The organism is Brevibacterium pigmentatum (assembly GCF_011617465.1).
GTDB classification, from domain to species: Bacteria; Actinomycetota; Actinomycetes; order Actinomycetales; family Brevibacteriaceae; genus Brevibacterium; species Brevibacterium pigmentatum.
The window spans coordinates 2452244-2467134 of record NZ_CP050153.1 but is presented as its reverse complement, the minus strand read 5'-3'; the positions used below and the strand labels follow the sequence as shown (position 1 = coordinate 2467134).

Here is a 14891-nt window from a genome sequence, read left to right as displayed (position 1 = left end):
TTGAACCAGTCGGTGCGGGTGGTGTCGGTACGCAGACCGCCCGCCGAATCCTTGCGGATTCGACGGGCGGTAGGTTGCACGGCGCTCAGCAGCGCCTAGGCGACGTCGCTCAGTTGGCGAAGGCGTTGATTCCGGTCATCGTGCGACCCAGGGTCAGCTGATGCACTTCGTGCGTGCCTTCGTAGGTGAGCACGGTCTCGAGGTTGACCGCGTGACGCAGCGGCGGGTACTCGCTCGTGATGCCCGAGCCGCCGAACAGTGCGCGCAGGTCACGGCAGACATTCATCGCGGTGTCGACGTTGACCATCTTGCCCAGGCTGATCTGCTCCGGACGCACACCCTTCTCCGAGTCCTTGATCTTGCCCAGGTGAGCGGCGAGCAGAGTGATCTGCGAGTACTGGCCGAAGGCCTTCGCGAGCTTCTGCTGAGTGATCTGGAACGATGCCAGCGGGCGATCGAACTGGACGCGGGTGCCGGTGTACTCGAGCGCGGAGAGCAGCGCATCGCGGGCGGCGCCGGTGACACCGAAGACGATGCCGTAGCGGGCCTCGGACAGGCAGGACAGGGGGCCCTTGAGTCCCTTGGCCTTCGGCAGCATCGCATCCTCGGGCAGGCGGACGTTGTCGAGAACGATCTCACCGGTGATGGAGGCGCGCAGCGAGATCTTGCGGTGGATCTCGGGAGTCTGCACACCCTCGGTGTTCGAGGGGACGACGAAGCCGCGGACGACGTTCTTGCCCTTGTCGTCGACCTCTTCGGTCTTGGCCCACACGACCATGACGTCGGAGACAGGGGAGTTCGTGATCCACATCTTCGCGCCGTTGAGGATCCAGTCGGATCCGTCCTTCTTCGCGGTCGTCTTCATGCCCGACGGGTCGGAGCCGACATCGGGTTCGGTCAGACCGAAGCAGCCGATGGCCTTGCCGGCGGCCATCTTCGGCAGCCATTCTTCCTTCTGCGCTTCCGATCCCCAGTGGTGGATGGCGAACATCGCCAGCGAACCCTGCACAGACACCAGCGAACGCAGACCGGAGTCGATGGCCTCGAGCTCACGGCAGGCCAGTCCGTACTGAGTTGCGGTCGATCCGCCGCAGCCGTAGCCGTCGAGGTGCATGCCCAGCAGGCCGAGTTCGCCGAGTCCTTCGGCCAGTTCGCGGGCGGGGATGGTGGCGTCGAGGAAGTAGTCGCCGATCTTCTCACGGACGTTCTCGTCCAGCCACTTCTTCACGATCGATGCGAATTCGAGGTCATCAGGTTCGAAGACCGAATCCAGTCCAAGAATGTCGTCAGGGCTCAGCGTCTTGCTCATATCCATCTCTTTCGCCATTGATTCTCTTCACTCACTTACTCTGCCGGAACACCTCGAAGGGTCGGTGTCCCGAAGCGCGTCAGATGACCATGGTCCGTCGGGCGCCACACGAGTCCGTGTCGAGTCATTTCCCAGAGAACTTTGGCATCATCGGTTGGCGTGAGTAAACGTGGTTTCATTGTAGTCGGCTCAACCGGTTCGGTCGGCACCCAGGCCCTAGATGTCCTCGCCGAGCACCGGGACGAGCACGCGGTTCTCGGCTTGGCCGCCGGGACCCAGATCGACCTTCTGCTCGAGCAGGCCCTCGATTTCCACGTCCCCGTCATCGGGCTCACGATCCCACCAGCCGGAGGCGAAGCCGAGGTGCGTGCGCGGCTGACCGAGATGGCTGCCGAGCGGGGCATCGCCGATCCCGTCGAAGCCATCCACTTAGGTGTCGACGCCGCCGAGGCGGTCGCGGGGTTGGCCGCGGACATGGTCCTCAACGCGATCACTGGTGCCGCCGGTCTCGGCGCGACCCTAGCCGCCCTTGAACGCGGCACGGACGTGGCCCTGGCGAACAAGGAATCACTCATCATCGGCGGGTCCATCGTCCTCGATGCCGCTCGTGCCTCCGGGGCCCGCCTGGTGCCGGTCGACAGTGAGCACTCCGCCATCGCCCAGGCGCTGCGCGCCGGCACGCACGGAGAAGTCAGCAAACTCATCATCACCGCCTCGGGCGGTCCCTTCCGTGGAATGACCCGCGATGCCCTGCGTCGGGTCACTCCCGCCCAGGCGCTCAACCATCCCACCTGGTCGATGGGGTCGATGATCACCATCAACTCGGCGACTCTGGTCAACAAAGGCCTCGAAGTCATCGAAGCCCACCTGCTCTTCGGCATCGACTTCGACCACATCGAAGTCGTCGTGCATCCGCAGTCGCAGATCCATTCGATGGTCGAATTCACCGATGCCTCGACGATCGCGCAGATCTCCCCGCCGGATATGCGCCTGCCGATCTCCTATGCTCTGGGCACACAGGACGATGGAGCGACGAGGCGTTTGACCTCGGGAGCCGTCCCGCACAACTGGGGACAGCCCATGCACTGGTCGTTCGAACCGGTCAACCATCTCGCTTTTCCCGCGCTCGGTCTGGCCATCGACGCCGGCAGGAAGGGTCGCAGCTATCCGGCGGTGCTCAACGCCGCCAATGAGGAGCTCGTCGCCGCATTCATCGCCGGCGACATCGCCTTCACCGGAATCGACAAAGGCCTGGCCCGGGCCCTGGCCGCTCACGAACCCGCAGCCGAACACACGGTCGATACCGTACTGGCCGCCGACGCATGGGCACGCGACTTCGCTCGCGCCGATGTCGCTGAACAGAACGGAGGCCGCCGATGACAGTTGTGCTCTACATCGTCGGGGTCATTCTGTTCCTCATCGGCATCTCGATCTCGATTGCGCTGCACGAACTCGGTCACCTCACCCCGGCAAAGAAGTTCGGGGTGAAGGTCACGCACTATATGGTCGGATTCGGACCGACCCTGTTCTCCTTCCGCCGTGGTGAGACCGAATACGGCATCAAAGCGTTCCCGCTGGGCGGGTTCATCGCGATGCCGGGAATGTATCCGCCCGAGGAGGCGACGAAGGCTCGCCATGAGGGAGCCGTCGCGGCGCAGAAGGGCGGCACCGTCAGCGGTGTCGCCGACGACGCAGCCGACGGCGGGGTCGACGGCACGTCGGACCGCCTCGGCGAGGGGATGGATGACGGTGATGCCGCTCCGCTGCGCCGGGACCGGAAGAAGCGGAAGGGGCGGCTGTTCGAAGACACGATGGCCGATGCCCGCGAGTTCTCGAACCAGGAGATCGAGCCGGGGGAGGAGCACCGGACGTTCTATGCGCTCAGCGTCCCCAAACGGCTCGTCGTCATGTTCTCCGGTCCCTTCGTCAACCTCATCCTGGGCATCCTCATCATGGGGATCTCGCTGCTGGGCATCGGTGTGGTCACTCCGACGACGACCGTCCAGACCGTCGTCGAATGTGCGGTGCCCGCGTCCGAAGCGCAGCAGCGTCCCGCCTCGGAGCAGAACACCTGCCGTCCCGACGATCAGCTCACCCCCGCGTGGGAGGCTGGGATCAAACCGGGTGACGAGATCACCTCGATCGCCGGCGTCGAGACGAAGGACTGGGACCAGCTGTCCTCGGTCATCAAGGAACATGCAGGCGAACGCGTCGATGTCGACTTCATCCGAGATGGTCAGGCCCAAACGGTGACCGTGCCGATCATCGCCAGCGAACGGCCGAAGGTCGACGACACCGGCAAGGCCGTGCTCAACCCGGACGGAACTCCGCAGACCGAGACCCAAGGATTCTTCGGCGTCGGACCCGTCCAGGAACGTCAGTCCCTGCCGCTCGCTGAGTTCCCCGGCGCGGTGTGGGACCAGGTCTCCGGAGTCTTCCACGCGATCATCACCCTGCCGGTCAAACTCGTCGATATCGGCGAGGTGGCCGTCGGGACGAAGGACCGGGATGCCGAAGGACTCGTCGGCATGGTCGGCGTCGGCCGCATCGCCGGCGAGATCGTGTCAACCGACCAGATCGACGTCATTGACAAGGCGCAGATGGGGCTGGGCATGCTCGGCTCGCTCAACATCTTCCTCTTCGCGTTCAACATGATCCCGCTGCTGCCTCTCGACGGCGGGCACATCGCCGTGGGCCTCTACGAAGGTGCGCGTCGCCGCTTCAACCGGTGGCGCGGACGCGGACTCGTAGGCCCCTTCGACACGGCGAAGCTGCTGCCACTGACGTATGTGTGCATCGGACTGATGCTGTGCATGACCGCGCTGCTCGTCTACGTCGACCTCGTCAAACCCATCACCCTCGACGCGATCTTCAACTCCGGGGGTTAGTTTCCGGGCGGCAGGTGGGCTCAGGAGTTGAGGGTGATCGCCTGCACCTCGCCGAGGTGGTTGAGCCCGACCGTGATCGTGGCCTTCGCCTCTGCCTTACTCGGCACCGTGGCGATTCCGCGCAGCGGGGAGACCATCGTGAGGTCCGCCTCGGTGAGGGGACGGTCGAGCTGCTTATCCGCCCGCCACCGGGCGAAGCGTTCCCGCCGCTCGTCGCGGGGTTCGTCGAGGTCCATGTTCATCGAGAAGATCGCCTCGGCGAGGTTGTCGTCGAAGTCGTTGACGAGGTTCGCCGCGGCCATCACGGTGTCGATCTGGGGTTGGGCGGCGGGATAACGGGGCACCGGCGCCGAGGTGGTCCGTCGTTCCAGTCGGGTGCCCGGTCGTCCCGTGGCCGCCGCCCAGCCGAGATCGAGTGCGTCCTGGACGACGCGCTGCGCCGGATAGTACGTTGTGTTGCCGAGGGCGACGATGCTCAGCCCGAGATCCGGGAACCAGCGCATATGTGAGCCGTACCCGGGGTAACCGCCGGAATGGCAGACGACGCGACCGAAACGCGTGTCCAGACGTGTCTCGAGCCCGTACCCGTAGTTGAGCGTCTCCGCGTGATGGTCGCTCCTCTGGATCTCCATGGTCCGTCGTGGCTGTTGGTTGTCGGTGAGGATCCGCGACCAGGATCCGGAAGCATAGGAGTCCATGCGTTCGAGGGCGTCGAGATGCGCGTCCATCCATGTGCCGATGTCGTTCACCGTGGAGATGACCCCGCCGATGGGGGAGAAGACTCCTGGGCCGGTGAGTTCGGCCGGGTGGAGGCCGCCGCCCAGGTCGACGCGGAACCCGGTCGCCAGGTCCGGGAAGTCCGTGTGGTCGAAACCGGTGCGCGTGAGCTTCAGGGGTTCGAAGATCTCAGTGGACACGAGTTCGGTGAAAGCCCTGCCTGTGACCGCCTCGGCGACCATGCCGAGCAGGGCATAGCCGAGGTTCGAATACTCATAGCCGGTGTCGGCGCGGGCGCAGGCGATGGCGCCGCGGTGCAGCCAGTCGGTGAGCTCGGTCGGAGTCATCGCCTCCATCCGGTCCGCCCACGGGTCGTCCTTGGTGAAACCGGTGCTCATCGTCAACGCCTGCCGGCAGGTGCGGTCGGCGATGGCCGTATCGGTCAGTTCCGGGAGCAGGGCGCCGAAGGGAGCGTCGAGATCGAGTCCGTCGGCGGCGAGGAGCCCGATGGCTGCGGCGGTGAAGGACTTCGTCATCGAAGCGATCCGGTACGGGACGTCGGCGTTCGCGGTTCGGGCAGGGCCGCCTCGGCGAAAGATTCCCCAGGCCAGGGACCCACCCTGGTCGTCGAGTTTCTGTGCTTCGGCTTCGAGAGCCGCGGCCATCGCCTCGACATCGGGTTCGACGAATCCGGGTGTGCTCACAGGGCTGCTCCTTCGCGCAGACGTCAGGTCACCTTCACACTACCGTCGGCCGGTGACACTGGATCGGGACCAGTGGGCCATGGCGTGGTACGGGTGGAGTCGAGGTCGCGCGGGGGCCGCCCGAGGTGCGCCGGTTGACTGTCCGGGGTACGCCCTGCGGAGGGACAGTCGTGTGTCAGTGGGAGGTCCTACAATGGTGATGGTTCGCACAATCCGGGCCCCGCATCGGCGCCGGCTCGGACATTGTGGCTGGTCACCAGCCCGACTGAAGGGATCCTTCGTGACATCGGTCAATCTCGGAATGCCCGCCCCACCGCCTCCCGTGCTCGCTCCGCGAAGGAAGACGAGGCAGATCAACGTCGGAAAGGTCGGGGTCGGATCCGATTCCCCGGTGAGCGTGCAGTCGATGACGACGACGCAGACGACGGACATCAACGGGACCCTGCAGCAGATCGCCGAACTCACCGCCGCCGGCTGCGATATCGTGCGCGTGGCCTGCCCCACCGCCGACGACGCCGCGGCCCTGCCGATCATCGCCGGCAAATCCCAGATCCCCGTCATCGCCGATATCCATTTCCAACCCAAATACGTCTTCGCCGCCATCGACGCCGGCTGTGCGGGAGTGCGCGTCAACCCCGGCAACATCCGCAGATTCGACGATCAGGTCAAGGAAATCTCGAAGGCCGCCGCCGAGGCGGGTGTGTCCATCCGCATCGGCGTCAACGCCGGCTCGCTGGACAAACGGCTGATGGACAAGTACGGCAGAGCCACGCCCGAGGCGCTCGTCGAATCCGCGCTGTGGGAGGCGTCGCTGTTCGAAGAGCACGGATTTTATGACTTCAAGATCTCCGTCAAACACCATGACCCGGTGATCATGGTCCGCGCCTACGAGCTGCTCGCCGAGCGCGGCGATTGGCCGCTCCACCTCGGCGTCACCGAGGCGGGGCCCGCTTTTCAGGGCACGATCAAATCCGCTACCGCCTTCGGTCACCTGCTGGCCGAGGGCATAGGAGACACCATCCGGGTGTCGCTGTCCGCCCCTCCTGCCGAGGAGGTCAAGGTCGGCAACCAGATCCTCGAATCACTCAACCTGCGGCCCCGGAAGCTCGAGATCGTCTCCTGCCCGTCCTGCGGGCGCGCGCAGGTGGACGTATACACGCTCGCCGAACGCGTCACCGAAGGCCTCGAAGGCATGGAAGTGCCGCTGCGTGTGGCCGTCATGGGATGCGTCGTCAACGGCCCGGGTGAGGCCCGCGACGCCGACCTCGGTGTGGCCAGCGGCAACGGCAAGGGGCAGATCTTCGTCAAGGGCGAGGTCATCCGAACCGTGCCCGAATCCGAGATCGTCGAGACCCTCATCCATGAGGCCAACCGCATCGCCGAGGAGGCAGCGGCGCAGCCATCCGGTGCTGCGTCGGGGCCGCCTGAAGTCACCGTCGGGTAGGTGCGATACCTTGTGAGGACGAACAGAGACATGGTCCGGTCATCGGCCCATGCTCACGGCTGAGAAAGAGTTCAGGGGCACATGGCGCTGAGGATCGCACGACTGGAACATCAGCACACTCGGTGGCTGACGGACCTGCTTGCGCGCAATCCCTGCGAGAACGTCTACCTCATCTCCCTGCTCGAGGTCACGGGCACTGCCCGGTTGGGCTCTCCGGCCGGCACTCTGTACGGAATCTTCGACGGGGACCGGCCCGTCGCCGCCTACTGGGTGGGCGGCAACATCATCCCGGTCGCGGCGACCCCGGCGACGAACGAAGTGCTCGCCCGCAAACTCAACGCCGACGGACGCGTGTCCTGCTCACTCATCGGCAACCGGTCAGTCATCCTCGACCTTCAGCAGCGACTCAATTGGGGCCGAGCGCGCGGAGTGCGCGAACGGCAGCCGCTGCTGGCCATCAGCTCCGACCCGCAGGTCACCCCGGATGAGCACGTGCATCGAGTGACCCTTGACGACCTCGGCGCGGTGTTTCCCGCCAGTGTCGACATGTTCACCAAAGAGGTCGGTTTCTCACCGATCGAGGACGGCACCGCCGGATACCTGTCGCGGGTGCGGGGGATCATCCGTGGCAAGAACTGCTACGCCCGGATCTCGTCGACACTGCCGCAGGGAGGCGCGGTGCCCCGCTGGCCGGCCACCGAACAGGACGAACAGGTGCTGTTCAAGGCCGATATCGGCATCCGTGCCCGCCGCATCGTCCAGGTGCAAGGAGTGTGGGTCCACCCCGGGGTGCGCAACCAGGGGCTCGGGGCCGCGGGCATGGCAGCAGTCGTCCAACGCACCCGCGACAAGGGGCATTCCACGGTGAGCCTGTACGCCAACGACTACAACGAGACGGCGCTGCGCATGTATGCCCGCGTCGGCTTCGAGCAGGTCGGAACCTTCGCCACCGTCATGTACTGAGTCGTCGGGATGTCAGTCGCGGCGGTTCCGGGACTGCGGCTTGGCCATATCGCCGAGGAACTTCTCCATCTCCCGGCGGTCCTTCTTCGTCGGACGTCCCAGACCCTTGTCACGCCGGGGCACGAACCCGCGCAGCGCGGGATCGGGCGGGGGAGTGAGGTCGTCATAGCACTGGACGGCGATGGAGGCCTGCATCCGCGTGGGGATGAAGCCGGTGATCTTCCAGATGAACTCGGAGCCGGCCTTACGCACCCGCACCTCTTGGCCGATCGTCACTTTCTGCGCGGCTTTGACGCGCTGACCATCGACCTGCACATGTCCGCCGCGGCAGGCCTGAGTGGCGAGGTTGCGGGTCTTGAACATCCGCGTGGCCCACAGCCACACGTCGACGCGCATATGTTTGTCCGCGTCTCGGTTGATCTCCGTCATCTCACTCCCGTCGGGGTCCCTCGGGCACCTGTATCCGGGTGTCGGCACGCAGCGCCAGAGCCGAGCGCCGGGTGAATGTCTGCGCGGGACGGCCTCGTCCCTGACTGACGGCCTCCCCGGTGGGGTCGAGCAGCGGCAGCATGGTGCGCCGGAATGTATCGGCCTGCAGACTCTCACCGGCGACGATCTCATGCAGTTCGCGCAGCTGACGCAGCGAGAACTCCTTCTCCAGCAGTCCGAAGGGATCCGGGGTGCGCTCGTGGAACGCCCGCAGACGGTGCACGGCTACGCGGACGATCTCCTGATGTTCGGCACTGAGCTCATGGACGTCGTGGACGGGAACGAGCTTCCGCCGGTGGACGGGGAAATCCGGGTGATCGGAATCCGACTCCGGCAGCTCAGCGTCGGCGGTTTCGGGGACGGCCGCCTCGGTGGGGGTGTCTTCCGCACCCTGCTCACCTGGACCGCCATCCTCTGCGAGTCCGACATCGGCGGCAGAGAGGACATCGAGGTGGGCCACGGAGATGACCCAGCCGCGATCATCACGGTCGGGCTGATCGAACACGTGCAGCTGGACGGGGGCACGGTCGACGAGGCGGGCCTTCTCGCGCAGGCAGCGGGCGACCGCCTCGGCGAGGCGTTCCTGCGGACGCAGGATCGACCCGGGCAGCTGCCACACCCCGTCTCCGGGATGGGTCATGAGAACATGCAGGCCACGGCCGGGCACGGGGCAGAGGACCGCGGTGTCGACCGCGACCGAGGGCCGCGGGAACTGCGTGAGTTGGCTGGGATCAGGCATGCTCTTCGTATCGTTCGGACTCGTCATCTCGGCGGTGACCGGGCGGGGAACCGGACGGCCCCGACCGATGCTGTGGTTCGGTGCTGCAGCCCCCAGTCTAATTCTCTTCCCCCAGGTGACGAATCCGCGCCCGCACCGATTCCCTCCGGCTCGCCCGCGTGCGATAGTGTTCGATCTGAGTCTTGACAAGTTGAGGAGATTTACCCATGGCCCTGCGCATGTCGTCCCTGTTCGTGCGAACCCAGAAGGAGGACCCGGTCGGCGCCGAGGTGGCCAGCCACAAACTGCTGCACCGTGCCGGATACATCCGCAGGTCAGCACCGGGAATCTACACGTGGCTGCCGCTGGGACTGGCCGTGCTCGGGAAGATCGAGGCCATCGTGCGCGAAGAGATGGCGCTCGCCGGCTCCCAGGAAGTTCACTTCCCGGGCCTGCTGCCCGCCGATCCGTACAAGAAGTCCGGCCGGTGGGAGGCCTTCGGACCCGACCTCTTCCACCTCAAGGACCGCCGCGAGAACGACTACATCCTCGCCCCCACCCATGAGGAGGTCTTCACCCTCCTGGTCAAGGACCTCTACTCCTCGTACAAAGACCTGCCGCTGTCGATCTACCAGATCCAGACGAAGTACCGCGACGAGGCTCGCCCCCGCGCCGGTCTGCTGCGCGGTCGCGAATTCATCATGAAGGACGCCTACTCCTTCGACATCGACGACGCCGGACTCGACGCCTCCTACGAGGCCATGCGCGTGGCCTACCTGCGTGCCTTCGCCCGACTCGGCCTGCCGTGCCTGCCGGTCAAAGCGACCCCGGGCGCCATGGGCGGCTCCGGAACCGAAGAGTTCATCTACCCCTCCGAGGTCGGAGAGGACACCTTCGTGAAGTCCCCGGGCGGATATGCCGCGAACGTCGAGGCCGTGACCTCGATCGTGCCCGAGGCGATTCCCTACTCGCAGTCGCCCGCCGCGCATGTCGAGGACACCCCTGACACCCCGACCATCGAGACCCTCGTGGCCGCTGCGAACGCATCGCACCCGCGCACCGATCGCGAATGGACCGCCGCAGACACGCTGAAGAACGTCGTCTGCGCCGTCACCCACCCCGACGGCACTCGCGAGATCATCGTCATCGGCCTGCCCGGTGACCGCGAAGTCGACCTCGACCGCGCCGCCGGCACCGGAATGCTCGGCGACGGTGAGGTCGACCTCGAAGCCGCGACGACTGAGGATCTCGCCGCCCATCCGGAGCTCGTCAAGGGATACATCGGGCCCGGAAACTCGCTCGATGCGCCGGTCCTCGGCCTCGAATCGCCCTCGAAGATCCGTTACCTGCTCGACCCCCGCGTCGTCGACGGCACCCGCTGGATCACTGGAGCCAACGAGCCCGGCCGCCACGTCTTCGACCTCGTCGCCGGACGGGACTTCGTCGCCGACGGCACGATCGAAGCCGCTCAGGTCGTCCTCGGCGATCCGGCACCGGACGGTTCCGGACCGCTGGAACTCGCCCGCGGCGTCGAGATCGGTCAGATCTTCAAGCTCGGACGTAAGTACGCCGACTCCCTCGACCTCAAAGTCCTCGACCAGAACGGCAAGGCGACGACCGTGACCATGGGCTCCTACGGACTCGGCGTCACCCGCGTCATGGCCTGCATCGCCGAGGAATACCACTCCGAGGACGGACTCCTGTGGCCCCAGCACCTGGCCCCGGCCGATGTGCACATCATCGTCGCCGGCAAGGGTGAGGAGATCGCTGCAGCCGCCGAGAAGATGACGGCCGAGCTCGAAGCCGAAGGTGTGAGCGTGCTCCTCGATGACCGCAACAAGGTCTCGCCCGGATTCAAATTCGCCGATGCCGAGCTCATCGGCATCCCCACCGTCATCGTCGCCGGCCGCGGCCTGGCCGACGGAGTCGTCGAGGTGCGCGACCGTCTGGCCGGGGAGAAGTCCGACCAGCCCGTCGCCGAGGTGGTGCCCACGACCGTGGCACGCGTGCGTGAGGCGTACGCGAAGGCCGCAGCCGCGGCCGATGCGGCGGTCACGGCCGACCAGAACGCCTGAGCAGCCTCGGTGTTCGAAGCCCTCGCCGGAGGCATCGACGTCACGTGGACCATGGTCCTGTGGCTGCTCGCCGCGGGAGTCCTCGCCGGGTGGATCGATGCCGTCGTCGGCGGGGGCGGACTGATCCAGCTGCCCGCGCTGCTTCTGGTGCCGGGGATGAGCCCCGTCCAAGCAGTCGCGACGAATAAGATCGGGTCGATTGCGGGCACGACCGCCTCGGCGATCACCTATCTGCGCAAGATCACCCCGGACCGGTCGGCGACGATCCCAGCGGCGGCCTCGGCGTTCTTAGGCGCCGTGCTCGGTGCGAAGCTCGCGACCCTGGTGCCCAGCGACGCGTTCACCCCGATCATCCTGGTGGCGCTCATCGGGGTCGGGATCTTCACCGTGCTCAACCCGAGTCTCGGGGCCGATGCCACGCTGCGCTTCGGTGAATCGTCGAAACGTCACCATGCCCTGTCGTGGCTGATCGGGCTCGTCATCGGCATCTACGACGGAGTGCTCGGGCCGGGGACGGGATCGTTCCTCGTCATCGCCTTCGTCTCGATCATCGGATTCTCGTTCCTGCAGGCTTCGGCGACGGCGAAGGTCATCAACTGGGCGACGAACTTCGGTGCACTCGTCTACTTCATCCCCGACGGTCAGGTCGTCTGGCTGCTGGGCGTGATCATGGCCGTCGGCAACGTCACCGGCGGGATCTTCGGTGCCCGCACCGCGCTGGCGAGGGGGTCCGGGTTCGTCCGCGTCATCTTCGTCATCGTCGTCTCCGCCCTCATCCTCAAACTCGGCTTCGAAGTCATCACCAGCCTCATCCACTAATTACTACCTGACGGCGGCCCAGCAACCTCGCGCGAGGTATCTGGGCCGCCGTCAGGTAGCAATTAGGGTCAGCCGATGGGTTTGAGGGCGTGGGCATTGACGCCGGCCACGTCGGCACCCGACAGGGCGCGCGCCACCCACAGGGATCGGGCGGCATCGGCCAAGCCCGAGTTCGACCCGCCGGAGGCCGCGCGCAGGTACCAGAACATATTCGTGATCTCCCGCGCCACGGTCGCACCCATCCCGTACTGCGGATCGACCCCGGCGCACAGCGCCAGATCCGTGGCGAAGCCGCGCAGCCACGCCGCCTGCGCCTGCGGATGGTCCGAGGGGATCTCGGCCAGACGGTTCCACAGGATCGGAGCCAGGCTGTAGGCGGTCGGACCGGCCAAGGGCTGTGGGTCGATGGCCTTCCACGTCGAGATGCCCGTCGGATCGGGATTGCCTGCGAGGATGTTGTAGTAATGCAGATCGGCGTGGATGAGCCAGTTCTCATCCGACGACGCGAGAGTCTGCATCCAATTGCGCGCGAACGACAGCAGCATGGAATCGTGCGGACCTGCCTCCGACCACCCGGTCAGCAGCGCGGCATCGGCATCGAACGAGTTCAGCCACCCGGCCACGACGTCCTGGACCCGCAGGAACTCCGAGGTCGCCGGAATCTCCAAGGACCGCTGCAGGGCACCCCACACCGGCGGGACATCGGCCAGGGGGAGCACGGACAGATTGTCCTTCGTGCGCAGCCTCTCCTGCAGAGTGACCCGGAAGCTGCGATCATCCCGGATGACCCGGACGGCCCCGTGCCCGTTCCACATCTTCAGCGCGCGCAGCACCTGCGCATGCGCGGCTGTATGCGCCGAGGTGGGAGCGGCGAACCGCAGCACCCCCTGATAGTTCTCCTGAGTGAGCACCGGAATGACCAAGGACTCGCAGCCGGCCCACGGTGCCCCTGGCACATCGTCGAAGCGCAGCTTCCACCGGTCGAGGAGCTCGTTGGCCATATAGTCGAGCGCGGCAACCCACGAATCGGTGCGATATTCGCCGATGATCTCGCGCGTCGCGCGGTAGAGAACCGGTGGGACCTTCACTCCTGCACCTCCGCCTGCCCGGGTTCGTCATAGGTGAAACGCAGCGGCTGGGTAGCGGCGAAGACCATCCGGGTCCGGGCCGATTCCCAGAGCCGGAGAATCGCCGAGGCGTCCGCCTCCAACCAGGGCAGAAGCGCGGAAGCGACGCCGTCCTCGAGGGAGAGCGCGAGTTCCTTCGCGGATTCCGCATCCGTCGGGGTGGGGTCGAGCTTCCACGCCGAGGCGGCCGGGTCGGCCGAGTCCTCACCGAGGAGTTCCAGCATCTCCCCGGACAGAGCGCCCAAGGATTCGAGCCGTGCCAACGCAGCCTTGCGTTCGCGCGACTTCGAATGGAAGTTCACGGCAAGCCGTTCATAGCCGTAGGCGGCCGCCCGTGATTGGTTGAGGATCGCGTTGAAGACCTTCGCGCGATCGGCCTTCTTCTCGTCGCCCTCGTCCCCGTCGTCCGAGCCCTGAGGCGTCTGCTTTCCGTCCTTGCTCTGATCGAGCTCCTCACGGCCGGCGCGGATGAGCTCATCTGCGGTGGTGATGAGCTCCGGCTTCTTCGTCCCGGCGACCAGAGCCAGACCCGTGGCCACATCGGCCAGGACGGGAATGAGATCCGAGCCCAAGGACGACGACGCTTCGAAGACGGCGCGGGAAGCCACCTCGGCGGCTTGGACGAAGGTGCGGTCCTCCTCGGTCGGGGGCGCCTCGGTGGCGAACTCGGTCGGCGGATTCCACACTGGTCCGACCGCGTCAACGAAATCGGCGAGGTCCTCACCGGCGGTTTCGGGATCCCCGGAGCCGGGGGAGGTGGAGTCGAGGATGCGGGCCAGACGATTGCGCAGCTGCTGGGTCGAATCGAGCGTGGGGATCTCGGGATCCTGATCGAGTCGCAGGCCGCAGGCGGTGAGCAGGCCGACGCTCAGCCCGCCGACGCCGGCAGTGAGCAGGCCGCGGCGACTGACGGGAAAACGCATAAGGCAATCCTATCGGATGCCCCGTCACCGGCGGGGGAGACCCGATCACCACCCGAACCGCGCCGAAGGCTTAACCTCGACGGCGGCTGTCGCTTAGGGTGGGGGAGAACACGGCGGTCGCACACGTGCACGGTGCGCCGGCCCCCTCGCCCCGCCTCGGCGAAGGGGACGCACAAGGATATGGAGGAGAAATGGACGAAGACGTCGAGCGGATCAAAGGACTGCTCGCCCCGCCCCTGCAGGATGCGGGATTCCACCTCGAGACCGTCAAAGCGGTGGCGGCCGGTCCGCGGCGCACGCTCACCGTCGTCGTCGACCTCGACGAATCGAGCACCGATCCGATGTCGATGGAGAAGGTCGCCGAATCGACGAAGATCGTCGGCGACGCCCTCGACGAGGTCGAGATCTTCCGGGACAAGCCGTACCAGCTCGAGGTCACGAGCCCCGGTGCCACCCGGCAGCTCGAGACCCCCCGCCACTTCCGACGCGTCATCGGCCGTCGCCTGGAGATCACGACGAAGAAGGACACCTTCAAGCTCGACCTCGCCGAGGTGGGGGAGAGTTCGATCACGGGCACGGACCCCCAGCGCAAGGAGTCGAAGACGGTCGATCTCGGCGAGATTCGCAAGGCCCAGGTGGAATTGAAGTTCCGCTGAGGCGAACCTCACGCTCCGCCGGCGGTGAGATGGCCCCAGCGCAGGCAGAGTGCAGGCGC

General features: G+C 66.2%; 13 protein-coding genes. 7 read left to right on the top strand and 6 right to left on the bottom strand.

Annotated elements, in window-relative coordinates:
* Window positions 1-109: 109 nt before the first annotated feature.
* Window positions 110-1309 (bottom strand): acyl-CoA dehydrogenase family protein, encoded by a 1200-nt coding sequence (locus tag GUY30_RS11090; protein WP_167200928.1) that lies wholly within the window; start codon window positions 1307-1309, stop codon window positions 110-112.
* A gap of 159 nt (window positions 1310-1468) precedes the next feature.
* Here GUY30_RS11090 and dxr point away from each other — a divergent pair, with 159 nt between their 5' ends.
* Together dxr and GUY30_RS11080 are read left to right on the top strand one after the other, a co-directional pair.
* Window positions 1469-2689 carry a 1-deoxy-D-xylulose-5-phosphate reductoisomerase gene (dxr, locus tag GUY30_RS11085; protein ID WP_167197382.1) on the top strand — a complete coding sequence of 407 codons (1221 nt, stop codon included), beginning with the start codon at window positions 1469-1471 and terminating at the stop codon, window positions 2687-2689.
* Window positions 2686-4197 carry a M50 family metallopeptidase gene (locus tag GUY30_RS11080; protein WP_167197379.1) on the top strand — a complete coding sequence of 504 codons (1512 nt, stop codon included), beginning with the start codon at window positions 2686-2688 and terminating at the stop codon, window positions 4195-4197. Before dxr ends, GUY30_RS11080 begins: the two co-directional genes overlap by 4 nt.
* Before the next feature lie 20 nt (window positions 4198-4217).
* Here GUY30_RS11080 and GUY30_RS11075 read toward each other — a convergent pair whose 3' ends face one another.
* A complete protein-coding gene (locus GUY30_RS11075; protein WP_167197376.1) occupies window positions 4218-5618 on the bottom strand; it encodes a serine hydrolase domain-containing protein in 1401 nt (466 codons plus the stop codon).
* A gap of 280 nt (window positions 5619-5898) precedes the next feature.
* Here GUY30_RS11075 and ispG point away from each other — a divergent pair, with 280 nt between their 5' ends.
* Both ispG and GUY30_RS11065 read left to right on the top strand, forming a co-directional pair.
* The gene (gene ispG / locus GUY30_RS11070) at window positions 5899-7062 is read left to right on the top strand and encodes a flavodoxin-dependent (E)-4-hydroxy-3-methylbut-2-enyl-diphosphate synthase (RefSeq protein ID WP_167197373.1); all 1164 of its coding nucleotides are present in this window, start codon (window positions 5899-5901) and stop codon (window positions 7060-7062) included.
* Between the two features lie 81 nt (window positions 7063-7143).
* Window positions 7144-8025 (top strand): GNAT family N-acetyltransferase, encoded by an 882-nt coding sequence (locus tag GUY30_RS11065; RefSeq protein ID WP_167197370.1) that lies wholly within the window; start codon window positions 7144-7146, stop codon window positions 8023-8025.
* A 12-nt stretch (window positions 8026-8037) separates the two neighbouring features.
* Here the strand turns inward: GUY30_RS11065 and GUY30_RS11060 are convergent, their stop codons facing one another.
* Window positions 8038-8454 (bottom strand): RNA-binding S4 domain-containing protein, encoded by a 417-nt coding sequence (locus GUY30_RS11060; RefSeq protein ID WP_167197367.1) that lies wholly within the window; start codon window positions 8452-8454, stop codon window positions 8038-8040.
* A gap of 1 nt (window position 8455) precedes the next feature.
* Window positions 8456-9253: an NUDIX hydrolase gene (locus tag GUY30_RS11055; protein WP_167197364.1), complete on the bottom strand. Its 798-nt coding sequence runs from the start codon at window positions 9251-9253 to the stop codon at window positions 8456-8458.
* Between the two features lie 206 nt (window positions 9254-9459).
* Between GUY30_RS11055 and GUY30_RS11050 the strand changes: the two genes are divergently transcribed.
* Together GUY30_RS11050 and GUY30_RS11045 are read left to right on the top strand one after the other, a co-directional pair.
* The gene (locus GUY30_RS11050) at window positions 9460-11307 is read left to right on the top strand and encodes a proline--tRNA ligase (RefSeq protein WP_167197362.1); all 1848 of its coding nucleotides are present in this window, start codon (window positions 9460-9462) and stop codon (window positions 11305-11307) included.
* 9 nt (window positions 11308-11316) lie between these two features.
* Window positions 11317-12126 (top strand): TSUP family transporter, encoded by an 810-nt coding sequence (locus GUY30_RS11045; RefSeq protein WP_228281260.1) that lies wholly within the window; start codon window positions 11317-11319, stop codon window positions 12124-12126.
* Between the two features lie 68 nt (window positions 12127-12194).
* On the opposite strand, the gene GUY30_RS11040 is transcribed toward GUY30_RS11045, so the two are convergent.
* On the bottom strand, window positions 12195-13214 hold the full coding sequence (locus GUY30_RS11040; protein WP_167197359.1) for an aminoglycoside phosphotransferase family protein: 1020 nt from the start codon (window positions 13212-13214) through the stop codon (window positions 12195-12197).
* The gene (locus GUY30_RS11035; RefSeq protein WP_167197356.1) at window positions 13211-14176 is read right to left on the bottom strand and encodes a hypothetical protein; all 966 of its coding nucleotides are present in this window, start codon (window positions 14174-14176) and stop codon (window positions 13211-13213) included. The genes GUY30_RS11040 and GUY30_RS11035 overlap by 4 nt, the downstream gene beginning before the upstream one ends.
* A 191-nt stretch (window positions 14177-14367) precedes the next feature.
* Between GUY30_RS11035 and GUY30_RS11030 the strand changes: the two genes are divergently transcribed.
* A complete protein-coding gene (locus GUY30_RS11030; protein WP_167197353.1) occupies window positions 14368-14832 on the top strand; it encodes a ribosome maturation factor RimP in 465 nt (154 codons plus the stop codon).
* The last annotated feature ends 59 nt before the right edge of the window (window positions 14833-14891 follow it).